This is a genomic window from Arthrobacter sp. Cza30 (assembly GCF_059090765.1).
On record NZ_JBNHGA010000009.1, the window covers coordinates 256,469 to 275,557 of the forward strand.

A 19,089-nucleotide genomic window follows, 5' to 3' on the forward strand; every position below is an offset into this window, starting at 1 on the left:
GCACGGAGTGTCAGGGGTAGACGACGATCTCCGGCGCGGCCGCGTCGGCCGGCCATACGGGGATGCCGGCCAGGGCGCCGTCGCCGGTGAGCGAGACCGCTGCCCGCACCGGCGCGTCGGGCTCGAGCGAGTACACCGCGCGCGAGGGCAGCCGTGTCGTCACGGTGCCCCGTGGGGGCACGCTCACCTCGATGACGTCGCCGCCGCCCGTCGGCACCAGCGCGACCGTCGCTTCCGCCTCGCCGGAATTGACCAGCGTCAGCGTCGCCGGGGGGCCGCTGGGAACGGCGAACAGGCTCGGCTGGGCGACCTGGGGCGACGGGGTGTACCAGGCGAAGTCGTCGCCCGCCGCGAATCCGGTCGCCTGCCACACCGCCGACACGATCGGCGCGTCGGCGACGACCTCGACCGTGTAGGAGCCCACGGCGAGACCGGGCAGGGCGAGCTCGGCCGGCTGCCCCGCGACCAGGGAGATCTCCCGCGGCTCGCCGGTGCCGCTCTGGCCCACCGGGGTCACGGTGACCCGAGCGGCCGCATCCGACGAAGGCGACAGCATCCGGAGCACCGTCGCCGCATCGGAGGCGCCGTCGGCGCCCGGAGCGGCCGTGACGGCGACCCCCGTGATCGTCTGCGTGGTCTCGGGCTGCCCGATCGCCCCGACCTGGTCGGCACCGCCGGGCGTCAGCGTCCGGGTGATGCTCGCCTGCAGCGACGCATGCACCGGCGCTCCCACCGCCGAGACACGCACGACCGGGCTCGCCTCGTCCAGCGCGACGCCGGCGAGCGGCACCACCCGCTGCGATCCGGCGGGCACGATGACGTCGGTCCCGCCCGGGGGCGTCTGTGCGCCCGAGGCGCCGTAGACGGTCAGCTGCACGGTCGCGGCGACGGTGCCGGGGTTGGACAGCAGCACGAGGTCGGCGGCGCCGGTCGCGCCCGACCCGCCGACGAGCCAGGACTCCAGCAGCGGCGGACGGCAGGCCGACGCTGCGAATCCCGCGAAGTCCTTCGCGGCGACGGTCGCAGACCCGGCGGCGGCCACTTCGACCCGCTGGCGGTCCTGCGGCGGCGCGGTGAACACGGCCGGACCCTCGGCGCCGGTCACCTGAGGAGCCTCGAGTCGGTGCTCGGCCGGAGCGGGGGCTTCGTCCCGCACGCCGCTCGTGACGGATTGGGATGCCACCGCGCCGAGCGCGGCGGCGTTGAGGGCGTCGCGCCCGATGGAGAGCAGACCGCCGTCGCACGCGATGACGGACGCGGCGGGCGCAGGCACCGTCGACACCGTCACCGGCTGGCGCTGCAGCGTGGGCCATGACACCGACACGGCCGTCACGACGGCGACCGCCGCGGCGATCGACACCATCGTGCCGGCCAGCATGCGGGCGCTCGTGGTCGCCCAGCGGAACATGCGTCGATCGCTCATCGCCCCTCCTGCCAATGCGGTCCCACCACGCGTGGCGTGCGGCGGGCTTCACGTCGGGTCGCGGCGGTGGGAAGCGCGAGCAGCAGCGCGATCGCGAGGATCGCGAGCTGTCCGATCGCGATCAGCCTGGCCGTGACGGCGGCCGATGCCGGCTCCTGGGGCCGCGGCGACACGTCCTCGATGACGCGCCACAGCTCCCCCTTGGCCGTCTGCCCGACGGCGTCGAGCGTGTCACGCTGGTTCAGCGCCGTGGTCGCCGACAGGCGCATCGTCCGCGCCGTGGCGGTCTCGATTCCCGGTGACGGGGCGAGCAGGATGAAGCCGACGCCGTGCCCGGCCAGCTCCGCGACGACGTCGTCCGCCGACGAGGTGACGAGGTCCGCGGCGAGCTCGGCGACCTCCCGGTCCTGCGCCGACGGCTCCGTGCGCGTGGACAGCACCGTGGTCTGGCCGCCGAGCGTCTCGCTCGGGCCCCACACCACCTGTGCCGCCACGCCGGACTCCGGCTGGGGGGTGAGCACGATCGTGCCGACGTCGGCGTCGTCCCGCCCCTGCGCCGCGACGAAGGCGGGCAGCGTGCTGTCGCCGGCGTTGACGATGGTCGCCGCGCCGCGGGACAGCGCGGTCAGCGAGGGCGCCGCGAGGGCGAGGATCGCCACCAGCACGACCAGAGCCACGGCGCTGCGGGCCAGAGCCAGTCGGGGCGCGAGGCCCGCGTCCAGCGTGACCAGCGCCGCGCCGAGCATCCCCAGCCACGCGAGGCTGAGCCCGGTTCCAGGCCACAGCGGCACGACGACCGATTGGGAGAAGGCGACGGCGATGCCGGCTGCGGCGAAGGCGGTCGCCAGGCCGAGCCCCATGACGCCGAGGAGCGCGGTGCCCACCGCCCACCGCTGAGTGAGCGGAGCCGCGAGGGCGAGCAGTGCGACCGGCGCCGCGAGCAGGGGCACCCACCACGTCGGCCCATCGGGCAGCAGCGTCGACCAGCCCGCGAGGTCCGGGGTCGGGATGCCGGCGGCCAGCAGCGCCCGCCCGATGGGATCCGCGGCGACCTGCGGTCCGGCCCACGGCGCCCCGGGGTCGGACAACAGACCCCACGGCCGACCGCTGATGATCGCGTGCCATACGACGGGAGCGGCGACCGCGAGCGAGGGCACGATGGTCCAGATCACGCGGCCGACCCCTCGACCGCCTCGCAGCGCGATGCACAGGACGATGGCGAGAAGCCACAGCAGGACGAGCGCAGGGGTCAGGGACGGAGCCGATGCGGCGACCGCGGCGAGCAGGATCGATGCCGCGCCGGCGCCCGCCCACGAGCGGTGCGCCACGCTGCCGGCGAAGAAGAGCCAGGGAAGCAGCAGGTGCAGGATGACGGCGGCCGGGCGTCCCTGCGTGAGCGCCACGAGGAAGGTGGGCGCGAGCATCCATCCCGCTCCGCCGAGCAGCCGCAGCAGCGATCGCTCGGTGACGCGCGTGGCGGCGAACCATCCGCCGAGCGCCGCGAGCGGGAGGGCGAGGATCCACAGCACGACCAGCGCGCGTGAGGGTGCCCACGGCCACAGGGAGCCGATGATCGCCACGATCGCAGCGAACGGATCGGCAGGTCCGATCGTGTCCAGCCCCATCGCCCGATGGCCGAACGACGCCTCGTCCCACAGCCGGCCGACGGTGTCGGCGAGCGGGAGCAGCGCACCGCCTCCGAGAACCGGCCAGGCCAGCAGCGAGAAGAACGCGCCGATCGACGCGGCAAGGGCCGCCAGCACGAGCCAGGCGCCGCCACCGGAGAAGAATCGCAGGTCGGTGCGCTGGGGCGCCCCGATGGCGGGCTCGGGCTCGTCCTCGAGCCGCTCGCGCAGCTCCCCCTGGCTGATGCGCAGCGGAGCCAGCTGCGCCCACGACACCCGCCGAGTGCGGGCGATCCGGCGACGCGCGCGGACGACCGCATCCAGCCGCACGAAGGCGACGGCAGCAGCGGCCCACTCCGGAGCGATGCGTGCCGGCTGCTTGCGGACGAGATCGGCGATCGTGCGCCACAGCGCGAGCGGGAAGATCGACAGCCAGTGCAGGAGGACCGCCGCAGCCGGGGCGTAGGCGAGACGGCGGTGCAGCTGGGCCAGGCGCTCGGCGTAGGCGATCCGCCGCCGTCGCTGCCTGGTCGTCGGCGACGGCAGCCCGGCCGCGCCGTCACCGGCTGTCGCCACACGCGCGGTGGGCACCAGCGCCACCCGCGCGCCGACGAGCCGTGCTCGCACACCGAGATCGAGGCCTTCATCGGCGCCGGCCAGTCCGCGGTCCAGGCCACCCAGCGCGCGCCACGCGTCGATGCGCACGAGCATGCCCCGCACGTCGGCTCCGAGCACGTCCTCCACCGCGTCGTGCTGGCCCTGGTCGAGCTCGCCGTCCGCGAGGCCGATGCTCCTGCCGAAGCGGGTCATCCCCACACCCAGCGAGACGATCTCGGACCGGTCGTCCCAGCGGACGAGCTTGGGAGCGACGAACGCCAGGGAAGGCGAGAGCTCAAGGGCTCCCGCAAGGCGCGCCAGCGCCTCCGGCTCGGGCGCGGTGTCCTGCGCGAGGAGCCACACCGCGTCGGCCTCGACCGTCGGGGTCACCAGTGCGGTGGCCGCGGCGAACCCGGTCGAGGCGGCTGCTCGCACCACCGCTGCGGCGCCCGCGGCGCCGGCGACCTCGGCGAGGTGCTCGTCGCCGCCGCACAGCACGATGGTGACGGCATCCGGTCGACGGGTCTGCTCGGCGAGCGCTGCGAGAGTGCGCCGCAGGTGGAACGCTGCGGGCGTGCGGCCGTCGGGGCGCACGACGAGGAGGGCGTGTACTCGGGCGGGCATGACCTCCTCAGCCTAGGCGCGCGCCCCGCCCGCTCCCGGCGCACGCGCCGAGGGAACGTCATCGCGTCCCGTCGCTGCGGCCACCCCCGGACCGGTCACGACGGCCGGCGTGTCAGCCGGCGCGGCGCTTCAGCTTGCGGCGCTCCCTCTCGCTGAGTCCACCCCAGATGCCGAATCGCTCGTCGTTCTGCAGCGCGTACTCGAGGCACTCGCTGCGCACGTCGCACGACGCGCAGATGCGCTTGGCGTCACGGGTCGAGCCGCCCTTCTCGGGGAAGAACGCCTCCGGATCCGTCTGTGCGCACAAGGCGTCCGTCTGCCAGGAAAGCGGATTGTCCTCATCCCCGTCGATATTGCGGCGAACCCCCGGAACCCCCAGTTGGACCGGATCGACGAACCAATCGTCGGGAACGCCGGAACGGTACTGCGAAACCGTCATGTCGTTCTCACCCCCCGAAATCCCACTCCCACGCGGCTGCGTGTACCGCTAATTACACCGGTGTAGTTCGGGGAAATCAAGTCGCAGATACTAAAGCCTCAACTCGCTCTTGAAGCTTCACGACTCGCCGTCGGCGTGTCGGACTGTGTAACGGTCCGATGAGAGCTCGCGCGCGCCTCAGCGCCCCGGCAGAGCGACGAAGACCTCGCCGCTCCCGGAGATCCGCAGCTGCCGTTCGTCGGGGGTGACGAGGGCCGCCTGGCCGGGCCCGAGGGCGGCTGCGGCGCCCGTCACCGACCCGTGGACGTCCACGGCGCCGCTCGTCGCCAGGGCGATCGCGGGGCCGTGCAGCGGCACGGTCACCTCCGAGCCGCCGGGCCGGACGACCAGCAGGGCGAAGTCGTCCACGGGCACGTCGTACTCGACGATCCCGTCCTCCACCGCGCGCGGGTCGAGGATCGGCGGCAGGCCCGGCGAGCCGTCGAGCACGGTGACGAGCTCGCGCGCGTCGACGTGCTTGGGAGTCAGGCCCCCGCGCAGCACGTTGTCGCTCGCCGCCATCAGCTCGACTCCGAGCCCCTCGAGGTAAGCGTGCAGCATGCCCGCCGGCACGAAGAGGCCCTGGCCGCGACGCAGCGTCACGAGGTTCATCAGCAGCGCGACGACGATGCCGGGATCCCCGGGGAACGAGGCGTCCAGGGTGCGGGCGAGCTCCAGCTCCGCCGCGAATTCGTCGGAGGACGCCGACACCGCCGCGGCGATGACGTCTCGGGCGACCCCGGCTCCGTCCGACAGCAGCCAGCCGATGACCTCCGGGAGCGACCTCTCCTCTGCCAACCGCTCCTGCAGCGGCCGGGCCGCCGGTCCCACGTCGGTGAGCAGGCGCCGGGTCGCCGCGAGGTCACGGAGGCCCGCGAGCGCGCGGAACGAGTCGCTGAGCGCCACGATGAGCTCCGGCTTGTGGTTGTCGTCGCGGTAGGTCCGCTCTGCGGCGTCGCGCGGAACGCCCGCAGCCTCCTCGCGCGCGAAGCCCGCCTCGGCCTGCGCCTTCGAAGGGTGCGCCTGGATCGACAGCGCGGATGCCGCCGCCAGCAGCTTCAGCAGGTACGGCAGCGGCCGCGACACTCCCGCCGCAACGCCCTCGTCGGCGATCCAGCGGTCGAGCGTACGGCCCTCCGGCGTCTCGGACGGATCGCCCGGGTGGTCTCCGAACCACACCTCCGCCTCGGGGCGGCCGGACGGCTCGCGCCCCTCCAGAGCGGCGATCAGGGACGTGGATCCCCACGCGTAGTCGCGCGGGTCGTTGGCGAGAGGGACCAGCATGCGATCAGCCTAGCCAGCGGCCCGTCCGGGATGCGGCGAGGTCCCCGGGCAGGGCCGATCGCGCGGGGTACCCTGAGAAACGATGGCCGTCCACTCGAAGCACCCGGCGTCGGCGCCGCCCGCGCCGCCGGTCCGTGAGAAGACCGGCCATCTCCTCCTGCGCGGCTGGTGCATCTTCGTGCTGTTCCAGGCCCTCTCCGGCGTGGCATGGGTGCACGCGCTCGGTGGAGTCGTCGCAGCGGCCGTCGGCTTCGCCAGCGCGGTGGTCTCGGTCGTGCTGTGGCTCATCGTGCGTCCGCCCTTCCAATGGCGCCGGCTGCCGTGGATCCTGCTGGGCTACGTCGCGTGGGCGACAGCCTCACTGCTGTGGTCGGCCTGGTCGGATGTGACCGCCGTCACGCTCCTGCTCCTGTATGTCAGCACCGTGCAGGCGCTGTTCGTCGGCGCCGTGCTCACCTGGCGGGAGCTCGTTCGTGCCGTGGCCTCCGCTCTCAAGTGGGTGGTCGCGCTCTCGCTGCTGTTCGAGCTCGCGGTGTCGGTCCTCGTGCGCGGACCGCTGCTGCCGGGCTTCGTCATCCCGGCCGAGCCCGCCGATGACCCGATCGTGTACTGGTCGCGTGACAACCTGTTCGACGACGGCCGCATACAGGGGATCATGGGCAACGCGAACCTGCTCGCCCCTGTCGCGCTCCTCGCGGTGATCGTCTTCGCCATCCAGCTCGCGTCCGGTGCGCCGCGGCGCGTCCCGCTGTGGCTGTGGATCGCGGCGTCTGTCTTCCTCTTCGTCCGGGCGTCCTCGGCCACGGCGTACGTCGCCGCAGCGGCCGTGATCGTCGTCCTGGTCACGGTGCTGCTCATGCGCACCGCGCAGCGACCGGGAGCGCGCACGAAGTACTACATCGCGTACGCGGTCGTGGGATTCGGCGGCCTGCTGGCGCTGTGGCTGCTGCGCGACGCGCTGTTCACCGCGCTTGGGCGCAGCTCGGACCTCACCGGCCGCGAGCGCATCTGGCAGGCGGTGCTCGAGCGCACCGCCGAGCGTCCCGTGACCGGCTGGGGCTTCGCGACGCCCTGGGCGCCGTGGGACCCGGCGTTCGATCGGTGGATCATCGATCACGGCCAGACGGTCCTGCAGGCCCACAACATGTGGGTCGACGTGTCCATGCAGCTCGGCATCGTCGGCGTCGTGCTGCTGGCCCTGGTGTATGCGGCATTCCTCTGGAGGTCGTGGTTCTTCGCCATCGACCGTCCCCGCTGGGACCTGCGGGCCGACCGCCCCTACTCGCCCGTCACGCTGCTGCCGACCCTCATCGGCGCGATCGTCCTCGTTCAGGGGCTTGCCGAGTCCACGCCGCTGCTGCTGTGGGGATGGCTGTTCGTGGCGATGCTCGGCGCGAAGATCAAGCAGTCCCCGCACGTCGGCGTCGGCCCGGCCGAGCAGAGCGCCGCGATCGAACGGGGCGAGCCGACGAAGCAGGACGCGTGAGCACCGGCGCGCGCCCCGCACACCACCGGTGGCTCGGCACGCTGCTGGCCTCGCCGTCGTTCGCGCGCGCGTACACCCTCGCCGTCCTGGGCGCCGTCTTCGCGTCGTACGCCATCGAGCGGATCGCGGGCCGGGTCACGTACGTCACCATCATCGCCGGGCTCGCTGCCATCGGGGCGGGCGTCCTCGCCGCCCGGCGCGACGAGATCTCGCTGCTGCGCCTGGGCCCCACGACGCTGGTCGTCTTCCTCGGCTGGGCACTCGCGAGCGTCTTCTGGAGCTCGGATGCCACCACCTCGTTCTGGAGCTGGCTGTCCACGGCGGGTCTGGCCCTCCTCGCCGTGGTGATCGGCCACATCCGCGACACGCTGCAGACGGTGCGCGCGCTCGGCGACGTGCTGCGGACGCTGCTGGCGATCTCGCTCATCGTCGAGGTGCTCTCGGGCGTGCTGCTGGACATGCCGTTCCCGATCATCGGCGTGCAGGGGAACCTCGCGCAGCTGGGGCCCGTCCAGGGCATCTTCGGCACCCGCAACATGCTCGGCTTCATCGCGGTGCTCGCCGTCATCACCTTCCTCATCGAGTACCGCACCCAATCGGTGCGGCCCGGGCTCTCCGTCGCGTCTGTCGTTCTCGCGGGGGGCCTCGGCGCGCTGAGCGACTCTCCCACCGTGCTCGTGCTCGCCGTCGGCGTAGGTCTCGCCGTCGCAGCGCTCATCTGGGTCCGGCACACCAGGCCCGAGCACCGCGGCGCGCTCCAGTGGACCCTCGGCGCGCTCGTCGTGCTCGGCGTGGCCATCGGCTATCTCGCGAGGCATCCGATCATCGCGCTCCTGGGCGCCGGCACCGACTTCTCGATGCGGGTCGAGCTGTGGAACGTCATGGTCGACCTCGCGCGCTTCCGCCCCGTGCAGGGCTGGGGCTGGTTCGGTCCGTGGGCTCCCCGGGAGTTCCCCTTCAACGCGGTGAACTTCCAGCTCGACCAGAACCACGCCACGGGCCTCAACGCCTTCTTCGACGTCCTGCTGCAGCTGGGCTGGGTGGGACTTCTCCTCTTCATCGGGCTCGCCGGCCTGGCGCTCGCTCGTTCGTGGCTCGTCGCGAGCGAGCGTCGCTCGGTGGTGTACGCGTGGACGCCGCTGATCCTCGTCGCGCTCATGGTCGACTCCGCCTTCGAGAGCTTCACGCTCGCGGGCCCCGGCTGGCTGCTGCTGGTGCTGTGCACCGTCCGGGCCGGGCAGTCGCGGTCGTGGCGCGAGCGCATCGGGAACGGGACGGATGCCGGGGACTCGCTGCCCAGCGGACCCGAGGCACTGCCCGGCGTCCAGGGAACCGACGGGGCGGCAAGGTAGGCTTCTCTGCGGCCCGACGCCCGGCGCCCGATGCCCGCTACCGGAGATCCGCCTCGTGACCTACGTCCTGCAGAACGCCATCCTCCCCCTCGATCGCGATCCCGATCTCCTCCCGCTCTACATCGACCCCGAGACGTGGTCGGTCATCGACGAAGAGCCGGTCCGGGTCTCCAATCGCGCACACCTCGGCCACGTCCTCGGCCGGAACCGTGCACGCATCCCCGCCGGTCGACGCGTGTCGTTCGCCACCTACTTCAACGCCTTCCCGGCGTCGTACTGGCAGCACTGGACGTCTGTGCGGCGGATCCGGCTCACGGTTCGCATCGACGGACCCGCGACGGTCCTCGTCTACCGCTCCAACGGCGGCGGCGCCAAGCAGCGCATCGAGACGAGTGAGGTGGAGGGTCGCTCTGAGACCTGCTTCGACATCCCCCTGACGCAGTACAGCGACGGCGGCTGGATCTGGTTCGACATCGTCGCCGACGACGAAGCCGCCACTTTCGAAGGCGCCGAGTGGACCACCGACGAGGCACCCGTTCGGACCGGCAAGGCCTCGCTCGGGATCACCACATACAACAAGCCCGACTACTGCATCGACACGCTGAGCCACCTGGCCGCCTCACCTGACGTGCTCGAACTCGTCGACCGCGTCTTCGTCATCGACCAGGGCGACAAGCGCGTGGACGCCGAAGCGGAGTTCCCCCGCATCGCAGCTGAGCTCGGGGATCAGCTTCAGATCGTCACCCAGCCGAATCTGGGCGGATCCGGCGGGTTCTCGCGCGCCATGGTCGAGACGCTCGCGCGGCCGGAGAGCGAGTTCGTGCAACTCCTGGACGACGACGTGCGCATCGAGCCCGAGTCGCTTCGCCGCTCCATCGTCTTCGCCCGCTACACCACCAACCCGACCATCATCGGCGGCCACATGTTCGATCTTCTCGATCGACCACGCCTTCACGCGTGGGCCGAGGTGGTGGACGACAAGCCGTTCATGTGGCGAACGCTTTTCCAAGAGCGCATGCCGCATGACTTCGGGGAGACGAATCTGCGTCAGGCTCCCATCCTGCACATGAGGATGGACGCGGACTACAACGGGTGGTGGATGTGCCTGATCCCTATGGAGATCATTCGGAAAGTCGGCCTCGCGCTGCCCGCCTTCATCAAATGGGACGACGCTGAGTTCTGCCTGCGAGCGGGGCAGGCTGGTCACGCGACGGTGTCCATGCCCGGCATCGCTCTGTGGCACGTCTCATGGCTCGGCAAAGACGACGCCATCGACTGGCAGGCGTACTTCCACGCCCGCAACCGCATCGTCGCTGCGCTGCTGCATTCTCGTACACCGCGCGGGGGAACGCTCATCCGTCACTCCCGGCGGATGGACATCAAGCACCTGCTGATGATGCAGTACTACCCCGTCGAACTCCGCATTCGCGCCCTGCGGGATGTGCTGTCGGGTCCGGCGCATATGGCACGAAACCTCGCAACAGCCATGCCCGACGCACGCGCGGTGGCAGCCCGCTTCCCAGAGACCCGCATCCATAAGGACACGGATGTCATCCTCCGAGCACGCAAGGGCCGCCAGGTCTTCCGTCGCCTGAAGAGGAACGTCTTCGACAGCCCTACCGGTCTGGCGCTCCGGTGGTTCACCGCGCGAACCCTCATCGCTCACTGGTTCCACACGCCGCGCCCTGAGAACGTCGAGATGCCGGAAGCCGAATTCGGCAAGGGAGATGCGAACTGGTGGCGCATCCCGCTCTTCGACAGTGCTCTGGTGAGTGCGGCCGACGGGTCCGGCAAGAACATCTACACCCGCGACCGCGCCACTTTCCGCCGGCAACTGGTCGCATCCGTCCGGCTGCATTGGCAGCTGCAGCGGCGCTGGCCGCGGCTTTCGCAGGAGTACCGTGCGCACGCCGACGCGCTCACCTCCGTGGAAAGCTGGAAGCGGATCTTCGACGGGACATCACAGTGACTTCACTTCGACCCTCGGAACACTTCGACCCCGCCGCGGCGACCATCGCCATCGTGACGTACAACCGATCGGGGCTGCTCACCCGGCTGCTCGAGAGCATCGCCGTCATGCACCCCAAGCCGGGTCATGTGGTCGTCATCGACAACGCGTCCATCGATGATACGGCAGACGTGGTGGAGTCCTTCCGCGGAAGGCTGGAGCCGGCCAAGCTGGTCTACCGCCGTATGGACACGAACACGGGCGGCTCCGGCGGCTTCAGCGAAGGCGTGCGGGTGGCATACGACCTGGGATCCGAGTGGATCTGGCTCATGGACGACGACGTCGAGGTGATCAGCGACGGCCTGGCCAGGATGGGCAAATGGGCGCCGCGGTTCAGAAGCATCCAGGGCCGCCGCTACGACTACGACGGCAGCCCCTTCTACTGGCAGTACCGTGTGGCCGAGCCGCTCGGCATCCCGATCCCCTTCGCGCCGGCGAAGTTCGACGATTCGGGCTACCGGGTGATGAACTCCGGATGCTTCGAGGGGATGTTCATCCACCGCGACATCGTGCGGCAGATCGGCCTGCCTGACCCGCGCTTCTTCATCTACTGGGACGATCAGACTTACGGCTGGCTGGCGTCACGCAAGACCACCTCGGTCGTCGTGGACGAGTTCGTACTGCGTCGCACACGCGAGATCAAGCAGTGGGACATGGGGGTCCGTCACCTCAACGCATCAAGCAACGCGTACCGGTACTACATCATGCGGAACCGCGCATACATCAAGCACTACTACCGTGCGCACGGCGTCTACAATCCGCTGCTCTTCGGGTTGGGAACCGCTCTGACGTTCGCGAAGGAGCTCATCCGGCTCATCGCTGTCGAGCGGACGGTGCGGGGCACATCGAACCTCTTCCGGGGCCTGAAGGACGGCCGCGCGATCGCCAAAGACGCCGCGTGGCAGCCCATGCCGCCCCTCGAGGTGGCGCCGGCGAAGAGCTGATGCGCTTGTGCTACCCGCCGGCAGGGTAGTCGGCGTTGTAGCGGTCGAGCACTTCCGCGAGCGGGGCATCCATCGCGAGGCGATGCTTGTCGAGGTAAAGACCACGGTCGCAGAACCGGCGGAGATCCCGCTCACTGTGCGAGACGAAGAAGAGCGTGCGTCCCACCGCCAGGAGTTCGTCGATCCGGCGGTAGCACTTCTCCCTGAAGGCCTTGTCGCCGACGGCGAGCACTTCGTCGACGAGCATGATCGGCTCCTCGAGCTGCGACACCACCGAGAACGCGAGGCGGACCTTCATGCCGTTGCTGAGATGCTTGTACGGCGTGTCCACGAAGTCGCCCAGCTCGGCGAAATCGATGATGCCGTCGAACCGGCGCGCGACTTCCGCCTTCGACATCCCGTGGAGCCCCGAGGTGAGCCGGACGTTCTCGCGGACCGTGAGGTCCCCGACGAAACCGCCCGTGATCTCGATCAATGGCGCGACACCGCCGTTGACGCTCACCGATCCTTCGTCGGGAAGCAGAACCCCCGCGACGAGCTTGAGCAGTGTGGACTTGCCCTGGCCGTTGCGTCCGACCACTCCGATGGCTTCGCCGGGCTTCACGTCGAACGAGACGTCACGCAGAGCCCAGAACTCCCCCGGCTTCGTCCGGCGGGACGAGTCGGCGAACAGATCCTTGATGCTTCGCCGACCGCGGCGGTTGCGCCGGAAACGGACACCGAGGTCGCGGACCTTTATCGCCAGATCGGTTTCCGGCATCACAGCTCCTTCAGCACCGGACGCTCCAGGCGCCGGAAGACCGCGACGCCGACGGCGAGGAAAGCGACGCTCGTGAGAGCGCCGATGCCGATGACCCACGGATCCCACTCGTCGGGGAAGAAGCCGACGCGATACAAGGCGAAGATCCCGGCCAGCGGGTTGAACGCGGCGAGCGTATCGAACGCGCCCGGCAGGTCCGAGACCCCGTAGATCACAGGCGAGGCGTAGAAGAGGGCACGCAGGATCAATTTGGTGGTGCGCTCGAGATCCGCCCAGATGACGCACAGTGGCGCTACCAGGAGTCCGAGTCCGACGAGCAGCGTCGTCTGCAGCAGCACCGCGACCGGGAAGAGAAGGATGGCCCAGTTCAGCTGCACCGGCACGTCGCCGAACGCGGCGACGACGACGAAGAGCGCGAGGATCGGCAGGGAGCAGAGGAACTCGACGCCTTTCGAGAGCACGATGCGGTTCACCCAGATCGACCGCGGTATGGCCGTGGAACGGACCAGCCGAGCATCCTTGTTGAACGCGCGAGTGAAGTCCGATACGGCGGCGTTGAACCAGACCCACGGCAGGAGCGCCGTGATGAGGAACACGATGTACGGCTCGTGCCCGACGGTGCGGTGGAAGATCTGCGTGAAGACGAACCAGTAGATCGCGCTCATGACGAGCGGATCGAGCACCGACCACAGGTATCCCAGTGCGCTCGTCGCATACCGGACCTTCAGGTCGCGGGCGGAGAGCAGCCACAGTGAGTGGAAGTAGCGCCGGGGCGATCCGGGGGCGCCGACGGCCGCAGTGCTCACGAGGACGAGTCTATGGGGAGCCGCTCAGGCGAGCTGGTTGTTCCACATCGACAGCGCCGACCCGATGGCCATGTGCATGTCGAGGTACTGGTACGTTCCGAGGCGCCCACCGAAGAACACATCCTTCTCACCCTTGGCGAGGTCCCGATAGGCGAGCAGCCCGGCACGGTCCTCGGGAGTGTTCACCGGATAGTACGGCTCGTCGTCGCGGGAAGCGAAGCGCGAGAACTCTCGCATGATGACCGTCTTGTCCGCCGGATAGCGGTCGGCGCGCTCCGGATGGAAGTGCTTGAACTCGTGGATGCGCGTAAAGGGCACATCCGCATCGGCGTAGTTCATCACCGAGGTGCCTTGGAAGTCGCCCACATCGAGGACCTCCTCCTCGAAGTCCAGCGTTCGCCACGACAAGGCGCCCTCGGCGTAGTCGAAATACCGGTCGACCGGTCCGGTGTAGACGATGGGCAGCTGTCCCACCGTGACCCTCTTGTTCAAAGGCTGGGACTCGTCGAAGAAGTCCGTCCCGAGCTTGACCTCGATGTTGGGGTGGTCTGCCATGCGCTCGAGCCACGCCGTGTAGCCGTGGGTGGGCAGACCCTCCCAGGTGTCGTTGAAGTACCGATTGTCGTAGTTGTATCGCACCGGAAGACGGCTGATGACCTCTGCCGGCAGCTCTTTGGGATCGGTCTGCCACTGCTTGGCGGTGTAGTCGCGGATGAATGCCTCGTACAACGGTCGGCCGATCAATCCGATGCCGCGCTCCTCGAGATTCTGCGCCGACTTCGGATCGAACTCGCCGGCCAGCTCCTGCACGAGCGCGCGCGCTTCGTCCGGCGTATACGCGGCCTGGAAGAACTGATTGATCGTTCCGAGGTTGATCGGCAACGGGTACACCACGCCTCTGTGGTTCGTGTACACACGGTGGACGTAGTTCGTGAAGCTGGTGAAGCGGTTGACGTATTCCCACACGGCCGGGTTCGAGGTGTGGAACAGGTGGGCGCCATAGCGGTGCACCTCGATGCCGGTCTCGGGCTCATCCTCGCTGTACGCGTTGCCGCCGATGTGGTCGCGGCGATCGATGACGGTGACCTTGCGACCGGCCTCGGCCGCCCGCTCGGCGATCGTGAGCCCGAAGAAGCCCGAGCCGACGACGAGAACATCCATGGAGAAACACGCCCCTCTGTGATCGAGCGCCATCGGTCTGATGCGACCATGACGCCCGCTCCAGTCTAATGAGTGCGCTTGCCCCTTCCGCCGGGCATCAACCCGGGGTCCCACGCCGGCAGCGACGGCGGCCGTCCAGGACGGCTCCGTTACGATGGCTGACTGTTGTGCCCCCCGCGTAGACAGGACCGGAATGATAGGCGATTGGCTGGCCGCAGTGCCTCCCTTCCTCGTCGTCCTCGCCTTCATCATCATTCCCGGAACCGTCGTCCGACTCGCCGGCTGGAGCGCTCGCCCCGTAGGACTGTACTTCCTCGCGCCCGCGATCTCTGTGGCGATCGTCGCCGTCTCGGCCGCCTTGGCCGACGTGATCGGCGTGCCGTGGTCCCCCCTTCCCGTGGCGGTGCTCACGATCGTGGCTGGAGCAGCGGCGTACGCGCTTCGCCGCTGGGTGGGGCCCGAGCACCCCGCTCCGCCGGCGCCTCGTCAGGTCGTCGCCGCTTCAGCGGGTTTTCTCGCCGCCTCCGTGATCATCGTTGCGCAGCTGACCTCCGTCTTCATCGGCCCTGAACACATCTCGCAGACGTTCGACAACGTCGTCCATCTCAATTCCATCCGCTATGCGCTCGATGCCGGCAGCGCGTCACCGTGGACCATCGGCGCCACCTCCGACATCGGCTTCTATCCCAACGCCTGGCATGCGCTCGTGACGATGTCCGCGGCGATGACCGGAGCCGGCGTTCCGGTCGCCGTCAACGCGACGAACGTGGCCATCGGCGCAGTCGTGTGGCCGGCATCCTGCATGGCGTTGGGCGCAGCACTCTTCCGTGATCGAGCGACAGCTCTCGTCGCCTCCGGGGCGCTGGCGACCGGGTTCGGCGCCTTCCCCATCCTGCTCATGTTCTTCGGCGTTCTCTACCCGAACGCGACGGGCTACTCCCTCATAGCAGCAGGACTGGCGGCGCTCTGCCTCCTGCTGCGGGCCCGCTCGACCCCGCATCGGGTGCGCGCGGCGGTTCTGCTGCTGGTGGTCTGCGCAGGAGTCGGCCTCGGGCATCCCAACGCCTTCCTCGCGCTGTTCGCCCTCGGCACGTTCTCGACTCTCGTCGTCTTGATGACGGCGGCCATGCGCGCACGATCGCGGACGACGTGGATCGTCAACGGGGCGATCGGCGTGGTGCTGCTCGCCGCCGGAGCGGCGCTGTGGCGGTTCTCCCGCACTCCTTGGGAGATGTCCCGATGGGGGCCCTGGCAGGGCACCGGCGACGCCCTGCGCGAGGCGCTGTTCGCTTCGCCCGGCGATGCTCCGCTCACCCCGCTCGTGTCCCTGCTGATCGTGGCCGGCCTGATCGCCGCCGTGGTTCGTCCTCGATGGGTCGTCGTCGTCGTGCCGTTCGCCGTCGCGGGATTCATGTTCGTCCTCGTATCCGGGACGCCGAGGGAGAACTTCCTTCGAGAGATGGTGACGAACCCGTGGTACAACGACTCGTACCGTCTGGCCGCCCTTCTTCCGATAGCCGCCATCCCGGTCGCGACTCTCGGCGCAGTCGCCGTCGTCTCGATGGCTCGCCGCCTCGTTCGACGTCTCTCGGTACCCCGGGCCCTTCCGGCGGTCATCGCTCCGATCGCCGCTGCGGCCCTGTTCTCCGTTGGTTTCGGTCCGAATGTCCTCGCTATGGCCGATTCCGCGCGCGTCAGCTACCAGTACACCGAGACCGCGCCGTTGCTGAGCACGGACGAGAAGGAACTCCTCTCGCGGCTCGACGACAGCATTCCGCCTGATGCGGTCATCGCGGCCAACCCGTGGACAGGTGGATCGCTGGCTTACGCGCTCGCCGACCGTGAGGTGCTGGAGCGCCACATGTTCGGGAGCAGGTCCGAGGACGAGGAGCTCATCGACACCCGGTTGAGATACATCTCCACCGACTCTCGCGTCTGCGAAGCGGTGACGCGGCTGGGTGTGACACACGTGCTCGACTTCGGGTCCCAGAACGTTTTCGACGATCCTGGTCAGGGGCTGGACCGAAGGGGACTCAACGACCTCGAGCCGTCCGATGAGCTGGTGCTCGTGGACGCGGAGGGCTCGGCGCGACTGTTCAAGATCGAAGGATGCTGACTGGCATGTCGAACGCTCCAATAGCCGTCGCCTACGACTGCCTCTTCCCCTACACCACCGGAGGCGGCGAGCGGCTGTACCGCTCGTACGCCCGGTGGATCGCCGCTCACGGCTGGCCGGTGCATTACCTCACCGCCCAGCAATGGCCGGATGGGAAGTCGCCGGATGCCGGCGAGATGAAGGTGGTGCCCGTGACGGGACCGCTGCGGCTCTACGACGACGCAGGCGTCAGGCGGAGCCGCGCGGCGCTGTCCTTCGCATGGGGCTTGTTCCGCGCGTTGCGCCGACGGCGGAGGACGTACGCGGCGGTGATCGTGAGCGGGCTGCCCGTGCTCAACGTGTTCGCGGCGCAGCTCGCCTTGGCGGGATCCAGGACCCCCGTGGTCGTCGACTACCTCGAAGTCTGGGGGCGCGCCCAGTGGGTCGAGTACGCGGGGCCCCTGACGGGTCATGTCGCCTGGCTCCTTCAGCGCGCCGCGGTGGCCGTCACGCCGGTCGCAACGTGCCACTCACAGCTCACGGCGCGAGCGCTGCGGACCGAGGGTCTGCGGGGCCGGCTTCTCGTCAGCCCCGGCCTGATCGACGGAGAAGCCGCGAGCCGGGCAACCGAGGCCGCCGATCCCCCCTACGTGCTCTACGCCGGTCGCCACATTCCCGACAAGCGGGTCGAGACCCTTCCGGCCGCGGTCGCGCTCGCGCGGGAGCGCGTACCGGGGCTGCGGCTCGTCGTGCTGGGATCAGGACCCAGCTCGCCGGAGATCGGGGCGGCGATCGACGCCGCGGGAGCCGGCGCGTGGACCGAGCAGCCGGGGTTCGTCTCGCAGGAAGAGCTTGACGGCCTGATGGGCGCGGCCGCTGCACTCGTGAACCCGTCTCGTAGGGAAGGCTACGGTCTGGTGGTCGTCGAATCGGCGGCGCACGGGACACCTGTCGTCCTGGTCGAGGACGAGGGCAACGCCGCCACAGAACTCATCGAGCCGGGCACGAATGGCTTCGTGGCCGCCTCGACAGAGGCGCACGTCCTCGCCCAGGCCATCGTCGCTGCGATCGAGGGTGGCGATGCCCTCCGCCGATCGACCCGCGCGTGGTACGAAGAGGCCGTCCGAACGCGCACTGTCGAACGCACGGTCGAGGCGATCCTCGCAGAGGTGACGGGCTCGCCGACACGCCAGAATCCGACTCAAGGCTCCGTCGCGGCGGACATCGATCCGAAGGACCACAATGAATCAGCCGAGTGACGTCAATACCGTCGAACTCACGATCCTGATGCCCTGCCTCAACGAGGCGGAGACGATCGCGGTCTGCATCCGAAAGGCCCAGGGCTTTCTCGCTCGGACGGGCATTTCGGGCGAGGTCCTCATCTCGGACAACGGCAGCACCGACGGGTCTCAGGAGATCGCCACCGCCCTCGGCGCACGGGTGGTGCGCGCGCCGCGACGTGGGTACGGGGCGGCTCTGATCAACGGCATCGAACACGCCCGAGGCGCCTACATCATCATGGGCGACGCGGACGACAGCTACGACTTCGAGAATCTTGATCCGTTCGTCGAGCGGCTCCGGGCGGGCGACGACCTGGTCATGGGCAATCGCTTCGCGGGCGGTATCGCGCCGGGAGCCATGCCGCCGTTGCACAAGTACCTCGGCAACCCCGTGCTCTCAGGCATCGGCCAGCTGTTCTTCCGCCCCAACATCGGCGACTTCCATTGCGGACTGCGCGGGTTCAACGCCGCGCGAATCCGCGAGCTCAACCTGCAGACCACCGGCATGGAGTTCGCCTCCGAGATGGTCGTCAAGGCGTCCCTGGCCCGGTATCGGATCCGAGAGGTGCCGACGACCCTCAAGAAGGACGGCCGATCGCGCCCGCCCCATCTGCGCAGCTGGCACGACGGCTGGCGCCACCTCCGCTTCCTGCTCCTGTTCGCCCCGCGCTGGCTCTTCGTCTATCCCGGACTCGTGGCGTTCTTCCTAGGCGCGATCGCCGTCGGCATCCTCTCTTTCGGCGGTGTGCGGATCGGAGCCGTCGGGTTCGACGTGACCACCATGGTGTATGCCAGCGCCCTCTGCGTGATCGGATACCAGGCCCTGCTGTTCTTCTGGCTCACGAAGCTCTATGCGACCCAAGAGGCGTTCCTGCCCACGAGCCCGCGCTATCGAGCCATCGTGGCCCGGTGGAGTGCCGAGCGGGGACTCCTCGCAGGGCTGGCGCTGTTCCTCTTCGGCATACTGCTCGGCGTGATCCAGGTCATCCGCTGGGGCAGTCTGGACTTCGGCCCGCAGGATGCCACCGAGGTGGTCCGCATCGCCATTCCGAGCGCTCTGGGGATCATGCTCGGGTTCCAGACGATGATGATGAGCTTCTACTCGGGCGTCCTGACGATTCCTCGGCGAGAGACCAACGTCGACGCCGTCATCGAGAGCTGACGCG

Annotated in this window: 14 protein-coding genes; 7 read left to right on the forward strand and 7 right to left on the reverse strand. The window is 69.4% G+C overall.

Annotated features, from left to right (window positions below):
* Window positions 1-10: 10 nt before the first annotated feature.
* The 4 genes from AC5RVZ_RS27760 to manA form a co-directional block, all read right to left on the reverse strand.
* Window positions 11-1,423 carry a DUF5719 family protein gene (locus tag AC5RVZ_RS27760; RefSeq protein ID WP_494068837.1) on the reverse strand — a complete coding sequence of 471 codons (1,413 nt, stop codon included), beginning with the start codon at window positions 1,421-1,423 and terminating at the stop codon, window positions 11-13.
* Complete coding sequence (locus tag AC5RVZ_RS27765; protein WP_494068838.1) at window positions 1,420-4,269, reverse strand: glycosyltransferase family 2 protein; 2,850 nt, start codon at window positions 4,267-4,269, stop codon at window positions 1,420-1,422. Before AC5RVZ_RS27765 ends, AC5RVZ_RS27760 begins: the two co-directional genes overlap by 4 nt.
* A gap of 112 nt (window positions 4,270-4,381) precedes the next feature.
* Window positions 4,382-4,708, reverse strand: coding sequence for a WhiB family transcriptional regulator (locus AC5RVZ_RS27770; RefSeq protein WP_494068839.1), 327 nt, complete (start codon window positions 4,706-4,708; stop codon window positions 4,382-4,384).
* A 177-nt stretch (window positions 4,709-4,885) separates the two neighbouring features.
* Window positions 4,886-6,031, reverse strand: coding sequence for a mannose-6-phosphate isomerase, class I (gene manA, locus AC5RVZ_RS27775; RefSeq protein ID WP_494068840.1), 1,146 nt, complete (start codon window positions 6,029-6,031; stop codon window positions 4,886-4,888).
* Between the two features lie 82 nt (window positions 6,032-6,113).
* Here manA and AC5RVZ_RS27780 point away from each other — a divergent pair, with 82 nt between their 5' ends.
* The 4 genes from AC5RVZ_RS27780 to AC5RVZ_RS27795 are packed head-to-tail and all read left to right on the forward strand — an operon-like array spanning window position 6,114 to window position 11,821.
* On the forward strand, window positions 6,114-7,517 hold the full coding sequence (locus AC5RVZ_RS27780) for an O-antigen ligase family protein (RefSeq protein WP_494068841.1): 1,404 nt from the start codon (window positions 6,114-6,116) through the stop codon (window positions 7,515-7,517).
* Window positions 7,514-8,869, forward strand: a complete 1,356-nt coding sequence (locus tag AC5RVZ_RS27785; protein ID WP_494068842.1) for an O-antigen ligase family protein — start codon at window positions 7,514-7,516, stop codon at window positions 8,867-8,869. The genes AC5RVZ_RS27780 and AC5RVZ_RS27785 overlap by 4 nt, the downstream gene beginning before the upstream one ends.
* Before the next feature lie 55 nt (window positions 8,870-8,924).
* A complete protein-coding gene (locus tag AC5RVZ_RS27790) occupies window positions 8,925-10,838 on the forward strand; it encodes a glycosyltransferase (RefSeq protein ID WP_494068843.1) in 1,914 nt (637 codons plus the stop codon).
* Window positions 10,829-11,821, forward strand: coding sequence for a glycosyltransferase (locus AC5RVZ_RS27795; protein ID WP_494068896.1), 993 nt, complete (start codon window positions 10,829-10,831; stop codon window positions 11,819-11,821). Before AC5RVZ_RS27790 ends, AC5RVZ_RS27795 begins: the two co-directional genes overlap by 10 nt.
* Before the next feature lie 10 nt (window positions 11,822-11,831).
* Here the strand turns inward: AC5RVZ_RS27795 and AC5RVZ_RS27800 are convergent, their stop codons facing one another.
* The 3 genes from AC5RVZ_RS27800 to glf are packed head-to-tail and all read right to left on the reverse strand — an operon-like array spanning window position 11,832 to window position 14,548.
* Window positions 11,832-12,581, reverse strand: coding sequence for an ABC transporter ATP-binding protein (locus tag AC5RVZ_RS27800; RefSeq protein ID WP_494068844.1), 750 nt, complete (start codon window positions 12,579-12,581; stop codon window positions 11,832-11,834).
* Entirely contained in the window at window positions 12,581-13,387 is an 807-nt protein-coding gene (locus AC5RVZ_RS27805; protein ID WP_494068845.1) for an ABC transporter permease, read from the reverse strand. Before AC5RVZ_RS27805 ends, AC5RVZ_RS27800 begins: the two co-directional genes overlap by 1 nt.
* Window positions 13,388-13,411: 24 nt before the next feature.
* A complete protein-coding gene (gene glf / locus AC5RVZ_RS27810; protein WP_494068846.1) occupies window positions 13,412-14,548 on the reverse strand; it encodes a UDP-galactopyranose mutase in 1,137 nt (378 codons plus the stop codon).
* 193 nt (window positions 14,549-14,741) lie between these two features.
* Between glf and AC5RVZ_RS27815 the strand changes: the two genes are divergently transcribed.
* The 3 genes from AC5RVZ_RS27815 to AC5RVZ_RS27825 are packed head-to-tail and all read left to right on the forward strand — an operon-like array spanning window position 14,742 to window position 19,085.
* Window positions 14,742-16,664, forward strand: coding sequence for a DUF6541 family protein (locus AC5RVZ_RS27815; RefSeq protein WP_494068847.1), 1,923 nt, complete (start codon window positions 14,742-14,744; stop codon window positions 16,662-16,664).
* Between the two features lie 5 nt (window positions 16,665-16,669).
* Complete coding sequence (locus AC5RVZ_RS27820) at window positions 16,670-17,902, forward strand: glycosyltransferase family 4 protein (protein ID WP_494068848.1); 1,233 nt, start codon at window positions 16,670-16,672, stop codon at window positions 17,900-17,902.
* The gene (locus AC5RVZ_RS27825; RefSeq protein ID WP_494068849.1) at window positions 17,886-19,085 is read left to right on the forward strand and encodes a glycosyltransferase family 2 protein; all 1,200 of its coding nucleotides are present in this window, start codon (window positions 17,886-17,888) and stop codon (window positions 19,083-19,085) included. The genes AC5RVZ_RS27820 and AC5RVZ_RS27825 overlap by 17 nt, the downstream gene beginning before the upstream one ends.
* The last annotated feature ends 4 nt before the right edge of the window (window positions 19,086-19,089 follow it).

What these genes read in the sequence shown, in the direction of transcription:
- AC5RVZ_RS27760 (WP_494068837.1), bottom strand. Translation starts at nt 1,423, where the DNA reads ATGAGCGATCGACGCATGTTCCGCTGGGCGACCACGAGCGCCCGCATG.
- AC5RVZ_RS27780 (WP_494068841.1), top strand. Translation starts at nt 6,114, where the DNA reads ATGGCCGTCCACTCGAAGCACCCGGCGTCGGCGCCGCCCGCGCCGCCG.
- AC5RVZ_RS27800 (WP_494068844.1), bottom strand. Translation starts at nt 12,581, where the DNA reads ATGCCGGAAACCGATCTGGCGATAAAGGTCCGCGACCTCGGTGTCCGT.
- AC5RVZ_RS27765 (WP_494068838.1), bottom strand. Translation starts at nt 4,269, where the DNA reads ATGCCCGCCCGAGTACACGCCCTCCTCGTCGTGCGCCCCGACGGCCGC.
- AC5RVZ_RS27825 (WP_494068849.1), top strand. Translation starts at nt 17,886, where the DNA reads ATGAATCAGCCGAGTGACGTCAATACCGTCGAACTCACGATCCTGATG.
- AC5RVZ_RS27770 (WP_494068839.1), bottom strand. Translation starts at nt 4,708, where the DNA reads ATGACGGTTTCGCAGTACCGTTCCGGCGTTCCCGACGATTGGTTCGTC.
- AC5RVZ_RS27815 (WP_494068847.1), top strand. Translation starts at nt 14,742, where the DNA reads ATGATAGGCGATTGGCTGGCCGCAGTGCCTCCCTTCCTCGTCGTCCTC.
- glf (WP_494068846.1), bottom strand. Translation starts at nt 14,548, where the DNA reads ATGGATGTTCTCGTCGTCGGCTCGGGCTTCTTCGGGCTCACGATCGCC.
- manA (WP_494068840.1), bottom strand. Translation starts at nt 6,031, where the DNA reads ATGCTGGTCCCTCTCGCCAACGACCCGCGCGACTACGCGTGGGGATCC.
- AC5RVZ_RS27820 (WP_494068848.1), top strand. Translation starts at nt 16,670, where the DNA reads ATGTCGAACGCTCCAATAGCCGTCGCCTACGACTGCCTCTTCCCCTAC.